17 protein-coding genes and 1 tRNA gene are annotated in these 19432 nt (G+C 69.8%); 13 read left to right on the plus strand and 5 right to left on the minus strand.

Annotation, left to right across the window (positions count from 1 at the left end; translation table 11 throughout):
• Positions 1-99 precede the first annotated feature (99 nt).
• From gmk to IEY63_RS09655, 3 genes are read left to right on the plus strand one after another with little or no spacing between them, the layout of a single operon-like run.
• Positions 100-807: a guanylate kinase gene (gmk, locus tag IEY63_RS09645; RefSeq protein ID WP_189068815.1), complete on the plus strand. Its 708-nt coding sequence runs from the start codon at positions 100-102 to the stop codon at positions 805-807.
• A 7-nt stretch (positions 808-814) separates the two neighbouring features.
• On the plus strand, positions 815-1333 hold the full coding sequence (locus IEY63_RS09650) for a macro domain-containing protein (protein ID WP_189068816.1): 519 nt from the start codon (positions 815-817) through the stop codon (positions 1331-1333).
• 22 nt (positions 1334-1355) lie between these two features.
• Positions 1356-2222, plus strand: a complete 867-nt coding sequence (locus tag IEY63_RS09655) for a sulfurtransferase (protein ID WP_189068817.1) — start codon at positions 1356-1358, stop codon at positions 2220-2222.
• Between the two features lie 3 nt (positions 2223-2225).
• Here IEY63_RS09655 and xseA read toward each other — a convergent pair whose 3' ends face one another.
• Together xseA and crcB are read right to left on the minus strand one after the other, a co-directional pair.
• The gene (gene xseA, locus IEY63_RS09660; protein ID WP_189068818.1) at positions 2226-3431 is read right to left on the minus strand and encodes an exodeoxyribonuclease VII large subunit; all 1206 of its coding nucleotides are present in this window, start codon (positions 3429-3431) and stop codon (positions 2226-2228) included.
• Positions 3428-3781, minus strand: a complete 354-nt coding sequence (gene crcB / locus IEY63_RS09665; RefSeq protein ID WP_189068978.1) for a fluoride efflux transporter CrcB — start codon at positions 3779-3781, stop codon at positions 3428-3430. Before crcB ends, xseA begins: the two co-directional genes overlap by 4 nt.
• 65 nt (positions 3782-3846) lie before the next feature.
• On the opposite strand from crcB, the gene IEY63_RS09670 reads away from it, so the two are divergent.
• Positions 3847-4764, plus strand: coding sequence for a magnesium transporter CorA family protein (locus IEY63_RS09670; protein WP_189068819.1), 918 nt, complete (start codon positions 3847-3849; stop codon positions 4762-4764).
• Positions 4765-4792: 28 nt separating this feature from the next.
• On the opposite strand, the gene IEY63_RS09675 is transcribed toward IEY63_RS09670, so the two are convergent.
• A tRNA-Arg gene (locus tag IEY63_RS09675) sits at positions 4793-4869 on the minus strand.
• Between the two features lie 123 nt (positions 4870-4992).
• Between IEY63_RS09675 and IEY63_RS09680 the strand changes: the two genes are divergently transcribed.
• The 3 genes from IEY63_RS09680 to IEY63_RS09690 are packed head-to-tail and all read left to right on the plus strand — an operon-like array spanning position 4993 to position 9382.
• Positions 4993-5712, plus strand: a complete 720-nt coding sequence (locus IEY63_RS09680; protein WP_189068820.1) for a roadblock/LC7 domain-containing protein — start codon at positions 4993-4995, stop codon at positions 5710-5712.
• The gene (locus IEY63_RS09685; RefSeq protein WP_189068821.1) at positions 5709-7307 is read left to right on the plus strand and encodes a hypothetical protein; all 1599 of its coding nucleotides are present in this window, start codon (positions 5709-5711) and stop codon (positions 7305-7307) included. The genes IEY63_RS09680 and IEY63_RS09685 overlap by 4 nt, the downstream gene beginning before the upstream one ends.
• 29 nt (positions 7308-7336) lie before the next feature.
• Positions 7337-9382 (plus strand): coiled-coil domain-containing protein, encoded by a 2046-nt coding sequence (locus IEY63_RS09690; protein WP_229784623.1) that lies wholly within the window; start codon positions 7337-7339, stop codon positions 9380-9382.
• Between the two features lie 54 nt (positions 9383-9436).
• Here IEY63_RS09690 and IEY63_RS22185 read toward each other — a convergent pair whose 3' ends face one another.
• Positions 9437-10006 (minus strand): hypothetical protein, encoded by a 570-nt coding sequence (locus IEY63_RS22185; protein ID WP_229784624.1) that lies wholly within the window; start codon positions 10004-10006, stop codon positions 9437-9439.
• Between the two features lie 99 nt (positions 10007-10105).
• On the opposite strand from IEY63_RS22185, the gene IEY63_RS09695 reads away from it, so the two are divergent.
• The 6 genes from IEY63_RS09695 (at position 10106) to IEY63_RS09720 (ending at position 18278) form a co-directional block, all read left to right on the plus strand.
• A complete protein-coding gene (locus IEY63_RS09695; protein WP_229784625.1) occupies positions 10106-12787 on the plus strand; it encodes an eCIS core domain-containing protein in 2682 nt (893 codons plus the stop codon).
• 110 nt (positions 12788-12897) lie between these two features.
• Positions 12898-13755, plus strand: a complete 858-nt coding sequence (locus tag IEY63_RS09700; protein ID WP_189068824.1) for a hypothetical protein — start codon at positions 12898-12900, stop codon at positions 13753-13755.
• Between the two features lie 22 nt (positions 13756-13777).
• Positions 13778-14065, plus strand: coding sequence for a hypothetical protein (locus IEY63_RS09705; RefSeq protein ID WP_189068825.1), 288 nt, complete (start codon positions 13778-13780; stop codon positions 14063-14065).
• A 46-nt stretch (positions 14066-14111) separates the two neighbouring features.
• Entirely contained in the window at positions 14112-15311 is a 1200-nt protein-coding gene (locus IEY63_RS09710; RefSeq protein WP_189068826.1) for an acetate kinase, read from the plus strand.
• Entirely contained in the window at positions 15308-17416 is a 2109-nt protein-coding gene (pta, locus tag IEY63_RS09715; protein WP_189068827.1) for a phosphate acetyltransferase, read from the plus strand. The genes IEY63_RS09710 and pta overlap by 4 nt, the downstream gene beginning before the upstream one ends.
• A 64-nt stretch (positions 17417-17480) precedes the next feature.
• Positions 17481-18278 carry a hypothetical protein gene (locus tag IEY63_RS09720; protein WP_189068828.1) on the plus strand — a complete coding sequence of 266 codons (798 nt, stop codon included), beginning with the start codon at positions 17481-17483 and terminating at the stop codon, positions 18276-18278.
• A 57-nt stretch (positions 18279-18335) separates the two neighbouring features.
• Here the strand turns inward: IEY63_RS09720 and IEY63_RS09725 are convergent, their stop codons facing one another.
• A complete protein-coding gene (locus IEY63_RS09725) occupies positions 18336-19424 on the minus strand; it encodes an LptF/LptG family permease (protein WP_189068979.1) in 1089 nt (362 codons plus the stop codon).
• Positions 19425-19432 lie beyond the last annotated feature (8 nt).

Raw genomic sequence — 19432 nt, forward strand, 5'->3', positions numbered from 1 at the left:
CGCCCCAACGCGCACGGCGCGGACCCCGCCCCGCTGGCAGGATCCGCGCTTTTCACGTGCGGGTTTCCAGTCCTAGGCGGCTTTGGGTATGGTGGGGAGATGACGGTTTCCGAGATTCCACTTTCAACGCCGGCGCGGCGCGGACTGCTGCTGGTCATGACCGGCGCGTCCGGCGTGGGCAAGGGCACGCTGCGCGAACGCTGGCTGGCCGGGCAGGACGTGTTCTTCAGCACCTCCTGGACCACCCGTGAGGCCCGCCCGGGCGAGCAGGACGGCGTGCACTACGTATTCGTGAGCCCGGAAGCCTTCGAGGAGAAGGCGCAGGCGAACGGCTTCCTGGAGCACGCGGCGTTCGTGGGCAACCGCTACGGCACGCCGATCGAGCCGATCGAGGCGGCGCTGAGCCGCGGGCAGGACGTGGTGCTGGAGATCGAGGTGGAAGGCGCCATGCAGGTCAAGGCGCGCGTGGGTGAGGAGGCCATTCTGATCTTCATCATGCCGCCCAGCCTGACGGAGCTGCGCCGCCGCCTGGAGGGCCGCGCGACCGAGACGCCCGAACGGATTGAGAAGCGCCTGGCGCGCGCCCGGGAGGAGATCCGCGAGGCGCACGAGTTCCGGTACGTGGTCGTGAACGACGACCTGGACCGCGCGGTAGAGGAACTTCTGGCGATCCAGCGAGCCGAGCGGGCGCGGCAGTTGCCGGAACCCGAGTGGACCGAAGCGGACCGGGAGGCGCGTGTGCGGGCCGATCACCTGCGCAGCTACACGTTTACGGACGCGCGGCTGGCCCAGGTCACGGGGGAGTAAGGCGCGCATGCCGCTGGAACTCGTGCAGGGGGACATCGCGGCGCAGGATGTGTGCGCGGTGGTCACGGCGGCCAACAAGGAACTGGCGGGCGGGGGTGGCGTGGACGGCGTCATCCACCGCGCGGCGGGGCCGGAGCTGCTGCGCGCCATCCGCGCCATCGGGGGGACGCCCACGGGCACGGCCGTGATCACCCCGGCGTTCGGGCTGTCGGCGCGGGGCGTGCGGCACGTGATTCACGCGGTCGGGCCGATCTGGCGCGGCGGCACCCAGGGCGAGCCGGAGCTGCTGGCCGGGGCGTACCGCCGCAGCCTGGATCTGGCCGTGCAGGCCGGGTGCCGCAGCGTGGCGTTCCCGGCGATCAGTACGGGGGTGTACGGCTACCCGCTGGACCGCGCGGCGGAGGTGACCCTGCGGACCATCACCGCCTTCCTGGCCGATCACCCGGACCTGAACGTGCGTTTGGTGCTGTTCGACAGCGGCACGCTGAACGTGTTCCGCCGGACCTTGCAGCGGCTGCCCGCCTGAGCGGCAGGTGTAGCCTGCGGGCATGGCCGACCTGACGCTGCCGACCCCACTGGTTTCCGTGTCCTGGCTGCGCGCGCACCTGCGTGACCCGCGCGTGCGGGTGCTGGACGCCCGCTACGCCCTGAGCGACCCGCTGACCGGGCGAATCGCGTACCTGGGCGGGCACATGCCCGGCGCCGTGTACGCCGATCTGGAGACGGACCTGAGCGGCCCGGTGCAGCCCGGCGGGGCGGGGGGGCGTCATCCGCTGCCGGACCCGGCGGCACTGGCCGCTTGGCTAGGGAGCGTGGGCGTCGGCAACGACAGTCTGGTCGTGTGTTACGACGATCCCAGTACCGGGCAGGGCTTCTACGCGGCGCGGGCGTGGTGGCTGCTGCGCTGGCTGGGGCACGCGGGGGTGGCAGTGCTGGACGGCGGCTGGACGGCGTGGCTCGCGGCAGGCGGCGAGGTGAGCACCGATGAACCCTCCCCCACCCCGGTCACGTTCGTACCGGACGTGCAGGCGGACCTCGTGGCGACCGCCGCCGACGTGCAGGCACGCGGGGCGGGCACCCTCCTGATCGATTCGCGCGCGCCGGGCCGCTACCGGGGTGAGGTGGAACCCATCGACCGCAAGGCCGGGCACATCCCGGGCGCGGTGAACCGCGACTGGTCTGGCGCGCTGGACGAGGCGGGCCACTGGCGGGACGCCCAAGCGCAGGCAGCGCGGCTGGACGCGCAGGGCGCGCCGACGGTTACGTACTGCGGCAGTGGGGTCAGCGCCACGCCGAACCTGCTGGCCCGGGAACTGGCGGGCGTGCCGTTGGGCCCGGACAACCGCCTGTACGCCGGGTCGTGGAGCGACTGGATCAGCGACGACGCGCGCCCGGTGGCGACCGGCGAGGAATAAGGGTCACTCCTCGGCCCGCACGGGCACGCGGCCGTCAGTCCATTCCAGCGTGAGGGTCTGGCCGGGCGTGACCTGCGCGGCGCGGGTGACGGGCTGCCCGTCGGGGCCGCGCACGAGGGCGTAGCCGCGCGCCAGGGTGCGCTGCGGGGTGAGGCCCAGTGCCTGCCGCATCAGGGCGTCCACGTCCTGCGCGGCGCGATCGGTGTGGCGGCCAGCGGCGGTGCGGGCGCGGTCCAGCGCCCAGTCCGCGCCTGCCTGGGCGTCCACGAGGGCCTGCGTGGCGTACGCGCGGATGATGCGGGCGTCCTCCTGCGCCTGGGCAGCCGCCTGCGCAACGGTGCGGACGATCAACGCGGCGGCCTTGCTGGGCGTGTCCACGCGGGTGTGGGCCACCTCGTCCGGCAGGGTGTCGTCGCGGGCGTGCCCCAGGCCCGTGATGACCGGCACGGGGAAGGTCGCCAGGGCGCGCGCGAACGCGAGGTCGTTCAGCCACGCCAGGTCCGTGACGGCCCCGCCGCCGCGCAGGACGACCAGCGCGTCCAGCGGCTCCTGCTCGTGCAGCGCGCGGGCCTCTTCGGTGGCGCGCAGGAGGCTGGGGGCAGCGTCGCGGCCCTGGAAGGTCGCCTCCAGGTACACCGGGCGCAGCACCCCGGCGGCCTCCAGCGGGTCGATCTCGCGGCGGAAGTCCCCCAGACCGGCGGCCTCACGCGGAGCGATCACGGCGAAGCGCCCGAAGTCCTCGGGGGCCGCCAGCAGGCGGTTCAGGCCGTATACGCCCTCGCGGACCAGGGTCTCTCGGTGCTCAGCGAGGCGCAGCGCGGCGTCCCCTAGCGTGAATTCCGGCGCGACGTCCAGCACGTTCAGCGAGAACCCGTACTGCTCGTGGAAGGTCGCCTCGGCGAACAGGAGGACCTTCAGGCCAGCCGTGAGGGTGCCGCCCGTCGCGCGGCGAAACTTACCTTCCAGGCTGAAGCGTTCGCGGGCCCATACGGTCGCGCGGCACTTGGCGACCTCGCCGTCCTCCGCGGCCTGCACGAGATCCAGGTAGAGGTGGCGGCGATCCGTGACGCTGGCGATCTCGGCGCGGACCCACACGGCGCCCGGCAGGCCCCGCGCGACGACCTGCCCCACGTACGCGAGGAGTTCCGACAGTTCCAGGAACTGCTCCGGGGGGCGGGTGACCTCGGCCTTCTTCCGGCGGCGGGTCACAGCCGCCCCCCCAGGGTGCGGCCCGCCACGGCGGCCAGGACGCCCAGCGTGACGCTCAGCAGCGCGTACAGCAGGGTCGCGCCGCCCCGCCCGTGCGCGAGCAGGCTGTCCAGTTCCACGCTGAAGGTAGAGAACGTCGTGAAGGCGCCCAGCACCCCGGTCCCGAACGCCAGACGCGCCGCGTCCGGCCACACGCCCCGGCCCACCAGCGTCAGCGTCAGGCCCAGCAGGAACGAGCCCACGACGTTGATCAGCAGCACCGGCACGGGAAACTCCGTGCGCAGGGCCAGCGGCGCCAGCAGGACCTGCGTACCGTAGCGGGCCGCTGCGCCCAGGGCGCCGCCCGCCATCACCCACAGCCACGCGTTCACCCTTTCAGCATAGAGGCCGGGCAGGAGTCTGCCATCCTGCGGGCATGATCAGGGCGCGGCGACTCAGTGACGGACAGGACTTTCCCTGGAACGGGGAGCACGAGAACGTCTGGGTGGACACGCAGGACCCCTCCCCGGATGAACTGGCCGCGCTGCGCGCCGCGTTTCCCCTGAACCGCCTGGCGCTGGAGGACGCCCTGGAACGCGGACACTGGAGCCGCGCCGAGGTGTACCCCGAACACGCGTTCATCACGGTGCGCTCGTACGTGAATCCGGATCAGGTGGATGAGTTCACGGAGCGGCTGAGTATTTTCACCTTCGATCATGCTGTGCTGACCCACAGCCCCGGCGGCACCCGAGCCCTGAATGGAGTGTGGCCCCTGGCCGGGCGCGACAGCGTGAATACCGCGCAGGAAGTCACGTACGAGCTGCTGGACCACACCGCCGATACGTTCTTCACGGCTGCCGACGCGCTGGAGGCCCGCGTGGACGACCTGGAAGAACGGGTGTTCCAGCGGGTGCGGGAAAACCCGGTGCCGCACGTCTTCGAACTCAAGCACCTCGTGTCGCAGGCGCGGCGGCTGGCGACCGACGCGCGCGAGGCGACCGCGCTGATGGGCCGCCACGCCAACTGCACCCCGGCTGATCTGGTGCGCTACCGCGACGTGCAGGATTCGTTCACACGCGCCGCCGGACGCTTCGACACCTTGCGGGACCTCCTGACGAACCTGCTGGACCTGCACCTGAACCTCCAGAGCCAGCGCATGAACGAGGTCATGCGCACCCTGACGGCGGTCAGCGTGATCTTCCTGCCGCTGACGTTCCTGGCGGGCGTGTGGGGCATGAACTTCGACCACATGCCCGAGTTGCGCAGCCCGCACGGGTACGCGCTGGCCTGGGCGACGTTCCTGCTGATCGGCGCGGCCCTGAGCGTGTACTTCAAGCGGCGCGGCTGGTGGTAAGGAAAGACCCCGCCTGGGGCGGGGCTTCTGGTGCACTCGCCGCGATTCGAACGCGGGGCCTGCCCCTTAGGAGGGGGCCGCTCTATCCAGCTGAGCTACGAGTGCGCGCGGTGCGGCTGGCGGTGGGAGTATAGCAGGCGTGAGGGCGGGGCGGCTGGCCGCGTTCATGCGCCCAGGGATGAGATATTCATGTAAGTCTGGTGTACCTATACTGCCTTGAGGTCCCTCATGACGAACGCTGTGTACACCATGACCGTCCGCGCCCTGTCCGGGGTGGTATCGGAGCGGGCGGCTGAAATGATGGTCCGGTCAGTTCTGCGCGAGCAGAGTCTGCTGCCGGACACCGTGAGTGCCCAGGAGATGCAGCGCATGCTGTCCGGGCCGCTGCTGTCGCGCCTGAGCGCCGTGATGCCCGCAGCCCGAGCGCGGCGGGAACTGCTGGCCCTGTCCAATCAGCTGGCCGAGAAGTACCCGAAAGCGCCGACGCTGTTCGTCGAGAGCGGTCCGCACGCCACCTGGGACGATACGCAGGACACCGGCGCGTGGAACGACCTGGGGCTCGGCGCGGACGATTTCGAGTTCGACGACCCGGAGTACGCGACCGGGCTCGCAGGCCGCGCGTACGACCTGGGGTCCACGCTGGATCAGGACACCCTGATTCAGACGCTGGGCCGCCTGAGTGGCGTGCAGGGCGTGATGGTGTGCCGCGCCAGCGGCGAGGTGCTGCGCGTGCGGGCCGTGCGGGACGCCAACGGCCTGGCCGGGGTGGTGGCGGCCAGCGCCATGCTGTTCCAGAAGCGGGCGCTGCGGCTCCTGTCGGCCGAACTGGGCGGACAGACGGTGTGCGTGTGCCCGCTGGGCGAGTACTGCGTGGCCGTGATCGCCAGCTCGCAAACGAACGTGGGCCGGCTGCTGGTGGAACTGCAGCAGCTCCGGGTGGCCGCGTGAAGGCAGGCCGGGCGGGTCTGGCCTGGGTGATCGCGTCGCTGGGCGCGGCCGGCGCGCAGAACCTCACGGCGTACGGGGCGCTGGCCAGCAACCTCGACAGCGCGGTTCAGGTGCGGGCGCAGTCCGCCGAGGCCGCCCTGAACCGGCTGGACGCCGCGAGCCGGGCGCTGGATGAACTGGCGCCGACACTGCGTAACCAGCAGATCGTAAGCGGCCTGAAAGACGCCCTGAGCCGCAGCCGCGCCGCCCTGGCACGCACGCCGGCGGAACTGGAGGCGCAGGTGCAGCTGGCGCGCGGGCTGATGCGCAAGGCGCTGTACGACCAGAGCCTGGTGGCCCTGAGCGCGCAGCCCACGAACGCGGACGCGCAGCTGCGGCTGCTGTCCCGCGAGTTCGGGCTGACGGGAGAGGCCGCGCAGGCGCTCTCAGCAGACGCGACGTCAGGTCGGCTGGAGCGCACGGCGTGGCGGTTGCAGCGCGCAGCGGTGCAGAAGGTGAGCGCCGCGCTGGCGGCCACGCAGGCCCGGCAGACGACCGCGTCGTACGTGAACCTGGCGCGCGCGACCGGGTGGTTCACGGTCGTGCAGGATTCCAGCAGTGCGGGCGACCTGAAACTCGCGCAGTTCGGGGACGCGCTGCGCCAGCTGACCGGCGGGGACACGGCGGCGCTGGAGGGCACGCTGCGCACGCTGCGGCAGGGGACACAGGCGTTCAGTCAGGCGCTCAGCTCGCCGCCTGGCGCGAGCGCCACCCCCGCGCCCAGCGCGGCAACACCCACCCAGACGGCGCCTGCCCCAAGCGACAGAGGCACCACCGGCGCCGCAGCGCAGACCGGCACCAGCACGTCCGTGCCGTCCACCTCGCCCGCACCGACGGGCAGTGCCGGTGCGGACGCCGTGTACGCCGCGCTGGGCCGCGCACTGACCGCCAGCGGACACGCGGACGGCGTGACAGCCCGCGCCGCCCTGAAGGAAGCCAGCGCGCAGCTGACCCGCGTGGGCGCGCCCCTGCGCGACACGGCGGAGTACCGCGCCGTGCAGAGCGGCCTGGACAGCGCGCAAAGGCGCGTGGCGCTGCGGCCCGCTGACGTGCAGGCCCTCATTGCGGGCCTGGCCAACGCCGAGCGGACCGCGCGCGGCGAGCGCAGCAGCGCGCTGGACCGCGCGTCGCTGGGCACCACCGGGTGGTTCAGCGGGTGGGTACGCGCCCTGGTGTTCCTGCTGCTGGGTCTGGGCGTGACCGCGCCGCTGTACCTGCTGAACCTGGCGTTCGGCGGGCGCAACGTGTACTGGCGCGCCATCACGGCCGGCCTGGTGCTGCTGCTGCTGCCCCTGTTCTTGGAAGGCGTGTTCGGCTTCCTGGGCGCCATCGGGGACGCGCTGGGCGGCGGGGCGCTGGCAGGCCTGACGAACGTCACGCTCTCGCAGGGCGCGTACGCGCTGCCCATCTGGGCGCTGCTGGCCGCGGGCGCGCTGGGCCTGCTGGCCTTCGGCTTCCGGGGGCTGTGCGTGCAGTTCGGCCTGATGGGCGACGCGAGCGGAAGTGAACACACGACCGCTCATCACACTGTGATTGACTGGGACGAGGATCTCTGATGGGCAGCCTGCACCGTTTACCTGTTCAAATGCTGGGCGACCTGGTGTCCCCCCGCGCGCTGGAGCGCATTCTCCAGGAAGCCGCTCAGACCCGGGGGTCCACGCTGGAACTCCTGGACGTCGCGTCGCTGGAAGACATCCTGAAAAAAGAAGTCTTCAAGCGGCTGCAGCTCAGCGTCCCCGCGCCACTGGCCAAGAAGCGCGTCTCGGAGGTGCTGAGCGAGCTGATTAAGGCCACGCAGGAGCGGCTGCTGCCCGTGCAGGGCAGTCAGATGCCCGCCCTGGAGGAAGCCGCGCGGCGCTTCTCGCTGTACTTCGACTGGCCCGAAACGCAGCGCCTGCGTGGCGTGCTCACCGTGGCCCGTCAGGAGGAAAAAGACGGCCGGGACGTGGCCGACCTGGTCACCGAAGCCCAGAACCTGATCGACACCATGGACCGCCGCCTGCAAGAAGGCCTGATTGAGCAGGGCCAGGACCTCGCGGAGCTGAAAGCGGCGTTCGAGCGGGTGCAGGGCATGGGCGGCAAGGACGTGCGCCGCCTGGACACCCTGATCGGGCAGATTGACGAGGCGCAGAAGCAGGGCACGCTGCTGCCCGGCGAGGTGGAACGCGCCCGCACCATCACCTTCAATCTCCGCAAGCTGCTGGAATCGTCGGTGGTGCAGACCGTCTCCGCAGACCAGGCGGTCATCCCGACCAGCGCCACGATCCTCGACCCGGACGCGCAGGCGCGCGTGCTCGCACTGGAACAGGAGCACGCCGCGCAGCAGCTGAACCTCACCGAACGCGAGTACATGACGCTGCTGCACAGCCGCGCCGACCTGCGTGAACAGCACGACCGCCTGCGCGCCCTGCAGGGCCAGAGTCAGCTGACCGCCGACCTGGTCGAGGGCTGGCGCGCGCAGCTGAAAGTCGAGCGGGACCGCGCCCTGAGTGAACAGCGCGCCCAGCTGACGCAGATGGAAGCCGCGCTGGCGCAGGTGACGGCCACGGCCGACATGCGCATCGCGCTGGACTCTGCCCGGCACCTGCTGGACAGCGGCAGCCTCGCCACCGACGAACTCCAGGAGTTGCAGGGCATGCAGGCCGCCCTGGCCGCAGGCGTCAACGCCAGCGCGCAACTGGAACTGCAACGTGAACTGCTGGACATCGAGCGCTCCGCCCGGAACGTTCCAGGCGCCAGCGAGGAACTCACGCCGCTGCTCACGCAGGCCCGCACGACCCTCGCGCAGGGCGGCACGGTGGACGTCACGGACCTCTGGACCCGCCTGGAACGCCACATGGGCGCCGCCGCGCAGGAACGCGAGGATTTCGACGCCCGCGCCGACCGCGTGATCCGCGAGTACGACATGGTCCGGCAGCTGGCCGGCGAGACCACGCAGCGCCTGGGCCGCCTGGCCGACACGCTGCGCGCCCAGCGGCACCTGGGCCGCATGAGCGCCCAGGCCCGCGAACGCTACGCGCAGACCCTGATCGACGCCGAGGCCCTGCTGACCGAAGCGCACGCCGAGCACCGCGCCGCGCAGGAAGTCACCGCGACCTTCGGCCAGGACGCCCTGAGCGGCCTGCTGGACGTCTTCGACTTCCAGGACAGCGCCATGATGGACACCGACCCGGGCCCCGCCATCGCCGCCCGCGTGGACCCCTTCGGCTTCGGCTCGCCCACCCCGGCAGCCGCGCCCCCCGCCCCGCAGCCCACGCCCGCAACGTCCCTGTTCGACGCCCTCCTGGCCACGTCCACGCCAGACAGCGCGCCGGGCACCACCACGCCGGCGCAAGACACGCCCAGCCCCTTCGCGTTCAACCTGCCCGCCCAGGCCGCCGAACCGGTCGAGACGTGGCTGTGCGTGCAGGGCCAGATTCAGCACGGCGCGCACACGCTGGCGGCGCAGGGCATGGCCACCCTGCTGCAACAGGCCAGCACGCTGGGCCTGCAACGCCTGGACATGGGTGACAGCACGCACGTGTGGTCAGCACGCAGCACCACGCCCGGCGAGTGGCGCGTGGGCCGCGCCCTGAACTGGACAGACCTGGACGAACAGGTTGGGCCCTGGCTCGACACCGGCCAGAGCTGAAGGCAGGTCAGCGGACGACCCGTTCAGGCTCTAAGGACCTGAACGGGTCGTTCCTCAATGTGGTGCACGCCGAGCGGCGAGATGACCTATTGTCAAGTTCGTTTCGGAGGCCACGACATGTTTGAGCTTCAGGGCGCGACCCGCGCCAAAAGCATCCAGAGATCGAGTATCCGCCGCATTGAGGTGACCGAGCAGGTCAGCCCAGCCCCGCTGGCCGCGCCGGTGCAGCGGTTTCTGGGGCGCCCGACGCGCGCCCAGGGTCAGGTCGCCCAACCCGTCCTGCGCGCCCTGGCGCTCCAGCGGCAGGAGGAGACCCGCCTCTCGGGCGCCCGCGAGGTCGTGCAGCAACAGGTTGCGGCCCTGGGTCATGTGCCGCCCGTCCAGCAGCTGGTCCAGCCTCCAGTGCCCGACAAACCCGTCACCCCCACCGACTGGGTCACCGTGATGCGGGCCCGAGCCGAGGGGATCGAAGGTCAGCGCCTCGACGCCCGCACCTTCGGTGAGTTCCAGACCCTGCAACGGCAGGTGGCCCAGTCCCTCAGTCAGGGCTTCCGCGCGGACCGGGGCGAGCCTGCTGCCCGGTACGCCACGTACGGCGCGCACCTCGCCACCCTGCACCGCCACGCGCTGAGTGCACCGGTCTCCAGTGTGGTCCTCGGCCTGGTTCCCCCAGCCGAGCGAGTGCCCCTCCAACGGGCAACGGACGAGGCGCTGCAACGTCAGATGGCGCAGGAGCAGGCCGCCCTGAACTTCGACATCCACATGGCCCTGCAACGTCAACTGGTTGAGCTAGACGCCGAAGCAACCCAGCCTGTCCTACAACGAATTCAGGCGCGGCGGGGTGCGGGGAATCCTCTCCCAGAGGCGGTTCAGCGGCACCTGGAGCAGGGCCTGAACCACGACCTGAGCCGCGTGCGGATTCACGACGACGCCGAAGCGGACAGGCTCGCCAAGGGCGTGAATGCGCTGGCGTTCACGACGGGAACGGACATCTTCTTCCAGGCGGGGCGGTTCAATCCGAACACGCAGACTGGCCTGGAGTTGCTGGCGCACGAGGTGACGCACACCGTGCAGCAGAGCCAGGGCCGGGTGGGGCGGGGCATCGACCCCGACGCCAGCCTCGAAACCGAAGCCAGAGCCATGGGCGCCCGGCTTGCGCAGAGCGGTCCGCAGTTCGGCACGAAACACACCCCCAGACCGCGCGCGCCGCTGACCACCGCGCCCGCGGCCTCCACCGTCCAGCGCTGGGGGCTGGGCGACCTGAAAAAGCTGACCGCCACGGCCACCACTCACGTCAGAGGCGCCGTTCAGAACATCCAGAAAGCTGCCCAGCAACGCGTTCAGAAGACAGTGGCCCGCGTGAAGAAAGCGGCGACGCCGGTGCTCAAGGCCGCCCGTCAATCCGTGACCCAGACGCTCAGGAACGCCCAGCAGCTCCGCTCGCAGGTCAGCGCGCGGATCGCGAAAGCAGGACAGACGGCACGTGAATACGGTCGGCAGACGCTCCAGAAGGTCAAGGCCAAAGCGAGCGCAGCGGCACAACAGGCACAGCAGCAGGCCGCCCAGTTGCGCGTGCGCGCGCATCAGCTGGCGGTCCGTGCGGCCACTGCGGTGGCCCACACGAAGCAGACACTCCAGCACAAAGCGCACGGATTGGCCGGGACCCTTCGGCAGGCGGCGTCTACCACAGCGGCGCATCTGCGCGACAGAGCCAAAGCAGCCGCGCAGACCTTCAAGACCACCGCGAACCGCATCGTTAACAGCGTCAAAACTCACGCCCAGCGTACCCGGGCCCGCGCTCAGGCCATTAGGCAGAGCGTCCAGAAGCGGGTGGCCACCATGGCTACCACTGCGAAAACCAGAATCACCGCCCTGTCAAAAGCCGCCAGGGCCAAAACCCAGAGCCTCACGCGACGCATCGGCACCAAATCCATGCGTGCGCTGCGATCAGTCAAGGGAGGACTGGGCAAATTCCCGAAAAACCGTCCAGCCACGGCACTTCTGCTGGGCGGCGGTGCCGCCTTCACCGCCTTCCAGGCCATCAAACAGGGCGGTGCCAGAGGACTCTGGAATGCTGTTAAGGGTAAGGCGTCCGAAGCCTGGAAGTGGGCGACATCCACCGAGGGTAAGGCCACGCTGGCCCGCCTGGCCGTCACGGTCGGCGTCACGGTCGGCGCGGCAGCGCTGACTGGCCTGACCGGCGGGCTCGCCGCGCCGCTGCTAATCATGGCGGCAGGCAGCGTCGCCGGGGGCGCACTGGGTCGCCTGACGCAGAACGCCGTCCTGCGCACCGATGACAAATACAAGGCAAAGTTGCCGCTGATGCACGGCGTTCTCGATCCCAAAACCATGGCCCTTGACGGTGCACTGGGCCTCGTCATGGGACCAGGCGGCGCGCTCGCCGGTGGCATCGTCAAAGGGGCCGCCGGAAACCTGGGCCGGTACGCCCTGAAGCCCATAGGACAGGGACTCGTGCAGGGCGCGCGGCGCGTCCTCGGTGGACGAATCGCGGTTAATTCTGGTTCACGTGCAGCCTTGGGCAATACCTCGCGGTTAGGGCAGCGCGACCTGATGAATCGTCTCACTCTGGTGTGGAAGGACATGAAGCAGTACAACGCCAAGCTGGCCAGAGAAACTTGGACGGACATGCAGCAGAGTCTGTACGGCAGTGCCGGTGTGGCTGGTCGGGCGACCAAGGACATCAGGTCACTGTTGGGGGGCCGGAAGGCGTTGAGAACCCGGCAGTTTGCCGTTGCACGGGACCGAATTTCTGCCATGGATGACCGTGAGGTCCTGACGCTGGCCGCGCAGCTGAAACTCCCCACGCAGTTTAGTCTGAACAAGCTGCGAGAACTGGTGGTGCAGGGGCTTGTGAAAACCAATCACCGACTGGTGGCGCGTCCCATCGCCAGGGAAGCCCGTAAAGCGGCGCTGGGCGCTTCCAGGAGGGACCTGACGCGGGCCGCTTTTGGTGCGCCCAGGCAGCGCGGTGAGTCCCTGTCCCGCCGACTCCTGAGAGGAACAGGAAACCTGTTGACAGCCGGCCCTCGCGCCACCTACCGCACGATCCTGGAGAAGGACGCTGGCTGGAGCAAGGCCATCAGCCAGGGCGTCGGTACGGGTCACCTGCTCAGCTCGGTAAGCAATGAGGCCGCCAAAGGCGCGGCGCTGGCGGCCAAGACCGAAGCGATCAAACCTGACGGCGAACAGCAACCTGTTAATGGCCTGAAATTGCTGACCGACGCAGTTCTGAACTCATTAGGCTTCAACCCCGACTACCTGAGCGAAAAAGCGTTGGGGGCAGGTATGACCGACGCCGCCAAAGCGACCAATGCGGGGGTCGGGGCTGGCGGCATGAATGATCCCGTACAGCTTGAAGACGCGCCACAGGTCGCCAATCCCTGATTATGTTCTGGAACAGAAAAAAATTTGTTGCGAGCGCATCGTTTACAGGGTCTGCCTTTGACATAGCCCTGAATTACTGCGAAGCACATGAGGTTGTAACTCGGCTGGGCTTGGATAATTTCTCCATCAAGCTGGGCGATTCAGCCGTTGAGGTCCGCCGTGGAGTTGATGACCGCTGGCTAGAAGCTCAAGCCTCGTTCGAGGTTGCAGCTACGAATGGCAGGTCAACGTCCTCCTACACGCAGCTAACCCAGAAGCAGTTCAAGCATATGACGCTGATTCTTGACATGAATAGGGAACAGGGCCTGGTCAGGTTCAGCCAACTCACGCAGTATCAGGCGCAGCCAGAAAAACACGTGTACAACATGCTGTCCGCATTCGAGTACTTTCTGAGCGGAACAGAATCTCGTCCGTGGTCAACCGATGACCTGCTTTTCTACTGCGACGGGAAGAAGTTTAACAATGCGACGGAAGCACTTCTGTTCTACCTACGGAAGGTTCGGCGGTGTCGAGTTATCAATCAGACGGAAGGACACGTGACATTCGAAGTGGGAGGCGCAAGCGTCGTCGTCAGCCTTGTTACCGTGCCTCACGAATTCGTGCTCAGGTGTGGCTTCAATGACTTTGAAAAGCTGATGCGCAATGATCGCCAGGCACTCACACCTCATTATTTCGCAGCGGCGTACCGTAAGTTTCCCCTTCACACTGCCTCGTACGGTTTCGACGATGGCACCTCTGAACTGGCGATTTCGGGGACGTTGACGGCCGGCACGGAGGCGCGGCCCATCTTCACGGCGACCCTGGCGGCGCTGTATCAGGTGCTGCTGGACAGTACAGAGCGGATCAAGATGAATCCGGGCCTCCTGACGGGCAAACAGCAACTTCAGTCCGAGGAAGAGTCCATTCTTCAGGCAAAGCAGTTCGAGGGAGACCGGACGGGTGGCGTGGAATTTCTCCGCGACCCCTGACATTCATTCCAGAGGAGTTCGTATGACTCAGACCATCAAATTTGGCCGGCAGGCGGTTCGTCGTCCTGCGTTTTCGATTAATGAGCTGTCGTTTTCGTCGTTGCCGTTGTCGCTGGCGGAGGAGCAGCGGCTGGCGGGGGCCGGAGAGGGTGTGGCGGAGGACGCGGTGATGTCGGGGGTGCTGGGCGTGCTGGTGGAGGTGCTGAACGCGCGGGCGGAGGGTGAGCTGGTGGATACGGGGTGGTTGATGGAGAACCTGACGCCGTCGGATCTGGAGGGGATCGTGGCGCATCTGCGGGGGGAAGGCTAAGGGAGCTGGGGCCGCGCGTCCCCGTGCCCACTGTCAGAATGGGGGCATGTGGACTCTGGTGCTGAATTGCGGGTCGAGCAGCGTGAAGTTTGCGCTGCTGGACGTGCAGGGTGGGCAGGTGCGGCTGTCGGGGCTGGCGGAGCGGCTGGGGTCGGCGGGCGCGTCGGCGCGGCTGGAGGTGGACGGCGTGCGGCGCGCGGTGGATCTGGCGGGTGGCAGTTACGCGGAGGCGTTCGCGGTGATCGCTGGGGCGCTGGAGGAGCTGGGCGTGCGCGCGCAGGTGGGTGCGGTCGGGCACCGGGTGGTGCACGGAGGAGAGCGCTTTAGTGCGCCGGCGCTGATCACGCCGGAGGTGCTGGCGGAGATCCGGGCGTGCGTGCCGCTGGCGCCGCTGCACAACCCGGCGAACATCGCGGGGATCGAGGCGGCGCAGGGGGCGTTCCCGGACGCGGCGCACGTGGCGGTGTTCGACACGGCGTTCCATCAGAGCATGCCGGAGGTCGCGTTCCGGTACGCGGTGCCGGGGGACTGGTACCGGCAGCACGGGGTGCGGCGGTACGGGTTTCACGGGACGAGTCACGCGTTTGTGGCGGCCCGCGCGGCTTTAGTGCTGGGGCGGCCTCTGGCCGAGCTGAATCTGGTGACGGCGCATCTGGGGAACGGGTGCAGCGTGTGCGCGGTGCAGGGTGGCCGCAGCGTGGATACCAGCATGGGCCTGACGCCGCTGGAGGGGCTGATCATGGGTACGCGCAGCGGGGACGTGGATCCGGGGCTGCATGATTACATCGCGCGTCAGGCGGGCCTGAGCCTCTCGGAGGTGACGGCCGCGCTGAACCGCGAGAGTGGCCTGCTGGGCCTGTCGGGGCTGAGCAACGACATGCGCGAGCTGGAGGAAGCCGCCGGGCGTGGGCATCCGGGGGCGCGGCTGGCGCTGGACGTGTTCGTGCACCGCCTTGCCAAGCAGATGGCGGGGATGGCGGCGGCGATGGGACGGGTGGATGGGCTGGTGTTCACGGGGGGCATCGGGGAGAACAGCGCCTGGGTGCGCGGCGCGGTGCTCTCAAAGCTGGCGGTGCTGGGCGCGCGGGTGGACGAGGCGGCGAACGCGGCCGCGGTGCGTGGGCAGTCGGGCGTGATCAGCGCGCCGGGCGCCCTGGCGGCGCTGGTCGTGAACACGAACGAGGAACTCATGATCGCGCAGCAGACCCAGACGTTGCTGGCCGAGCAGAAGGGAGTCCAGGCATGAAAACGCTCTTCGTCGCCCCGACCCGCAACGGCGTGGGCCTGAGCAGCACGGCGCTGGGCCTCACGCGGGCGCTGGAACGGCAGGGCCTGAAGGTCGCGTTCCTGAAACCCATCGCGCAGACGCACGAGCTGAGCACCGACGACAGCGTGCACTTCGCGCGGGCGCTGGCGCACCTAAGCGTGCCCGACCCGATCGCGCTGGCGCTGGCCGAGGAGCAGCTCAGTCACGGCGGCGAGGAGGACCTGATGGAGAGCGTCGTGGCCCTCGCGCAGGAGGTCACGCAGGGGGGCGCGGACGTCCTGATCGCCGAGGGGCTGGCGCTGAACGAACGGAACACGTACGCCGGGGCGCTGAACGCCAGCCTCGCGCGCAACCTCCAGGCGGACACGGTCCTGGTCTCCAGTCTGGCTGGGGTCACGCCGGGCGAACTGGCCGATGAGCTGGAGATCGCCGCGCAGGCGTACCGGCGCAGCGACGGCTCGGGCCTCAGCGGGTACGTGCTGAATTTCGCCCCGCCCGGCCTGGACTACGGCACACTGATGGCGGAACTGCGTTCGCGCAGCCGCGTGCTCGCCAGCGGGGAGTTGCCGCTGCTGGGCGTGGTGTCGCAGTCGGCGGGCCTGAACGCGCCGCGCACGCTGGACATCGCGCGGCACCTGCGGGCCGACGTGGTGAACGAGGGTGAGGCCGGCGTGCGCCGCGTGACGAGCACCGTCGTGACGGCCCGGACCGTGCCGCGCATGGCGCACCTGTTCGTGCCGGGCGCGCTGGTCGTCACGCCCGGCGACCGCGAGGACGTCATCATGGCCGCCGCGCTGTCGCACCTCAGCGGCGTGCCGCTGGCGGGGCTGATGTTCACGTCCGGCAGCGGCCCCGAGGAGAGCATCGAGCGGCTGTGCCGCGCCGCGCTGGGCAGCACCCTGCCGGTCCTGCGGGTGAACACGAACTCCTTCGAGACGGCCTCGCGCCTCTCGCGGCTGGACGCGCGCGTGCCGCACGACGACCCGCAGCGCATGGACCGCATGCTGGACTTCATCGCGGACCGGCTGGACACCGTACCCCTCGGTACGCGCCTGCGCGCCCCGCTGGACGGCGAGCGGCGCCTGCCGCCCAGCGCGTTCCGCTACGAACTCATCCAGAAGGCCCGCGCGGCCGCCAAACGCATCGTGCTGCCCGAGGGGGACGAGCCGCGCACCGTGAAGGCCGCGATCCGCTGCGTCGAGAAGGGCATCGCGCGCCCGGTGCTGCTCGCCAGGCCCGAGCGGGTGCGGCAGGTGGCCGAGGGGCAGGGCCTCACGCTGCCCGAGGGGCTGGAGGTGCTGGATCCGGACACCATCCGCGCGCTGTACGTCGCGCCGATGGTCGAGCTGCGCAAGAGCAAGGGCCTGACCGCCCCGCAGGCCGAGGCGCAGCTGGAGGACACCGTCGTGCTGGGCACCATGATGCTCGCCCTGGGTGAGGTGGACGGCCTCGTGTCGGGCGCCATCCACACCACGGCGAACACCGTGCGGCCCGCGCTGCAGCTCATCAAGACCGCGCCCGGCTCGAAACTGGTCAGCAGCGTGTTCTTCATGCTCATGCCCGAACAGGTGCTCGTGTACGGCGACGCCGCCATCAACCCCAACCCGAACGCCGAGGAACTCGCCGACATCGCCATCCAGAGTGCCGACAGCGCCCGCGCGTTCGGCATCACGCCCCGGGTTGCCATGCTGTCCTACTCCACCGGCGAGTCCGGCAGCGGCGAGGACGTCGAGAAGGTCAAGGCCGCCACCGCCCTGGTCCGCGAACGCCGCCCGGACCTCCTCGTCGATGGGCCCATGCAGTACGACGCCGCGTCCGTCCTCTCGGTGGGGCAGCAGAAAGCCCCGGGCAGTCCCGTCGCGGGCCGCGCCACCGTGTTCATCTTCCCCGACCTGAACACCGGCAACACCACCTACAAGGCCGTGCAGCGCGCCGCTGGCGTCGTCGCCGTGGGCCCCATGCTTCAGGGCCTGCGCAAACCCGTCAATGACCTGTCACGCGGCGCGCTCGTGGACGACATCGTGTACACCATCGCCCTGACCGCCATCCAGGCCACGCAAGTGGAAGGCACCCCCTCGCCTTGACGGGGTCGTTCACTCGCCGACGCTCCACCCGCTCCCCGGCTGATCGTGCTGGGGGGCGACTGGGGTGAGCCCTGCACCGGCGCGGCATCAGCGGGCCTCACTGATCCTCGCGCCCAGGGGCCTGCCTGGGTACGTGCTGGACGGTGTGGCGTACGGGCTGGCCCGTTCCGCTGACGTGAGGGCACTGGCTGCCCGGCATGCCGGTGGCCTGGGCTTTCTGGAGTGGCATGACGGGGCGGATTTGGCTGACCGGGCCGCCCAGGAGATTCGTGCCGAGCGGGCGGTTCATCTGGCCCGCGCCCTGCTTGATCTGGCGGCCGAGCGGCTGCCCGACGCGGACGGGCAGGCGGCCCTGCGCGCCGACCTGCCCGGAGCGGCAGGGGTGGTGCGCGTCCGGACGGACGGCAGCGCCGACAAGGCTGATGGCCAGCTGAGCCTGGGACACCTGCTGGGCGACCGCCGCTACGCGCTGAACCTGCCGGGCGCCGCGGGTCACGAGGGACTGGCGGAACGTGAGGCCATCCGCGTGGCGCTCACGCACGCGCGGGCGCTGGGCTTCACGCACTTTGAGGTGCAGAGTGACCACAAGTTCCACATGCGGCGCTACGACGAGGACCTGATTCACCGGGGCCGCCGCAAGTCCGCGTCGCTGGAACGGCTGGACGCCCTGGTGGATGAGCTGGGGGACGCGGTGACGTTCGAGTACGTGGGCACCCTGGATACCGACGCGCCGCACCGCATGGCCCTGCACGCGCGGGCGCTGTCACGACTGGACCTGAACGTGCCGCTGTCGCGCGCGCAGCGCCACCCCCTGCGCCGCGTGCACTTCGCTCTGAAGGCGGGCGGATCGGTGCTGTACTGATCCCAACTGGGAGAGGGGCGCGTGGTCTGCACTCACGCGCCCCTCTCCCCTGCCCGGTTACCGGCGGGCGCTGAGCCAGAGCAGCAGGCTGCCTGCCAGTACGGCGACGAGGTCGGGGGCGTACGCGGCGACCGCGCCGGGCAGGGCGCCCTTCTCGCCCATGACGTTGAAGACGCTGTACGTGGCGTAGTACGCGAAGGTCAGCATGAGGGCCCAGACGAAGCCGACGTTGCGGCCGCTGCGGAAGCTGAACACGGCGAGGCTGACCCCGAAGAACGCCAGGGCGAGCGCGGCGAGGGGCGCGGCGAACTTCTGGTGCAGCGCGGTGAACTCGGCCGGCGCCTGGATGCCCTGGGCGCGGTAGGTGTTCAGGCGCTGCCACAAGGCGGGCAGGGGATCGTTGACCGGCCGGGCCTGCGTGGCGCTGCCGAGGTCCGTGCCGGTGTCCTGGAGAGGCAGGGTGCCGGTCTCGAAGCTGAGGATGGTAACGGGCCGGGCGTCCTGGTATGTGACGCGCTGTCCGCCTCTCAGGGTGAGGGTAGCGCTGCCGGGAATGAGGCGGCCCTCGCGGGCGGTGATGACCTCGCGGGGAGGGAGGCCGTCTTGCATGGTGACGATGCGCAGGTCGCGGAGTTCCCCGCCGGGGAGGATCTGCCCGATGCTGATGGCGCGGCCCAGCGCGTCGCGCAGGACGACGTTCTGTTCATCCAGGCCCAGGACGCGGGGGTTGGCCAGAACGATGCGCTGCTGCACTTCACCGATCTGGGTCTGCGCGCGCGGCACGAGGCCCTCGCCGAGGGCGAAGGCGAGGGCGGTGACGACCGCCCCGAGGATCAGGACGGGCCGGTAGAGGCGGGTGGCGGGAATGCCGGCGGCCAGCGCGCTCTTGATCTCGCTGTCGGCGGCCAGCCGGGAGAGGCCCAGCAGCACGGCGAACATCAGGGCAATGGGCAGGGCGCGGGCGGCGGCTTCCGGGACGTTCAGCGCAAGGAGTCGCGCGACGAGCAGGGGCGGCGCGCCCTTGGCCAGCAGCGGCGCCAGGTAGCGTTCCAGGCTGGCGACGACCAGCAGCGCGATCACGGCGGCCAGCGCGCCGAACAGCAGCGGCGCGATCTCGGACAGGACGTAGCGTTCGAAGGTCTTCAGGCGCGGCG

This window comes from Deinococcus radiotolerans (genome assembly GCF_014647435.1).
Taxonomy (GTDB): domain Bacteria; phylum Deinococcota; class Deinococci; order Deinococcales; family Deinococcaceae; genus Deinococcus; species Deinococcus radiotolerans.

Coding starts and splice junctions, on each gene's coding strand:
- IEY63_RS09670 (WP_189068819.1), top strand. CDS start 3,847: ATGATCAGGGCGCGGCGACTCAGTGACGGACAGGACTTTCCCTGGAAC.
- gmk (WP_189068815.1), top strand. CDS start 100: ATGACGGTTTCCGAGATTCCACTTTCAACGCCGGCGCGGCGCGGACTG.
- pta (WP_189068827.1), top strand. CDS start 15,308: ATGAAAACGCTCTTCGTCGCCCCGACCCGCAACGGCGTGGGCCTGAGC.
- IEY63_RS09705 (WP_189068825.1), top strand. CDS start 13,778: ATGACTCAGACCATCAAATTTGGCCGGCAGGCGGTTCGTCGTCCTGCG.
- IEY63_RS09650 (WP_189068816.1), top strand. CDS start 815: ATGCCGCTGGAACTCGTGCAGGGGGACATCGCGGCGCAGGATGTGTGC.
- IEY63_RS09680 (WP_189068820.1), top strand. CDS start 4,993: ATGACGAACGCTGTGTACACCATGACCGTCCGCGCCCTGTCCGGGGTG.
- IEY63_RS09655 (WP_189068817.1), top strand. CDS start 1,356: ATGGCCGACCTGACGCTGCCGACCCCACTGGTTTCCGTGTCCTGGCTG.
- IEY63_RS09690 (WP_229784623.1), top strand. CDS start 7,337: ATGCTGGGCGACCTGGTGTCCCCCCGCGCGCTGGAGCGCATTCTCCAG.
- crcB (WP_189068978.1), bottom strand. CDS start 3,781: ATGGCGGGCGGCGCCCTGGGCGCAGCGGCCCGCTACGGTACGCAGGTC.
- IEY63_RS09695 (WP_229784625.1), top strand. CDS start 10,106: ATGGCGCAGGAGCAGGCCGCCCTGAACTTCGACATCCACATGGCCCTG.
- IEY63_RS09710 (WP_189068826.1), top strand. CDS start 14,112: ATGTGGACTCTGGTGCTGAATTGCGGGTCGAGCAGCGTGAAGTTTGCG.